Source organism: Neobacillus vireti, from assembly GCF_036962465.1.
Taxonomy (GTDB): Bacteria; Bacillota; Bacilli; order Bacillales; family Cytobacillaceae; genus Neobacillus; species Neobacillus vireti_B.
This window is the reverse complement of the sequence record NZ_JBALNF010000100.1, coordinates 5,965-6,226: the sequence shown is the minus strand read 5'-3', so window position 1 is coordinate 6,226 and position 262 is coordinate 5,965. Positions and strand designations below refer to the sequence as shown.

Sequence of the window (262 nt, the reverse complement as noted above, 5' to 3'; positions counted from 1 at the left end):
GTTAACCTTATAATACGAAAGGGGCAGGTTAGTTGAATAAGAAAAAGGATTTTGTTGTATGTAACACGAAAATAGATAGATATAATATGCAAGCAAAAGAATTGTTGTTTTTTTATAATATGTCGATTTTGAAAATGTAGGTTTGTTGTATTTATAAAGAGGTCAATTTTTACCGCTAAAAAAAGGAGGGGAATTTTATGCTGTTTATGTTGATTGTAAAAGCCTCAAAGAATTCGGAAGCCGGAAATCTCCCGAGCCCTGA

General features: G+C 32.1%; 1 pseudogene. It reads left to right on the top strand.

The features are described from left to right. Nucleotides 1-197 precede the first annotated feature (197 nt). Nucleotides 198-262: pseudogene (locus V7077_RS27670) on the top strand (YciI family protein); the annotation flags it as partial.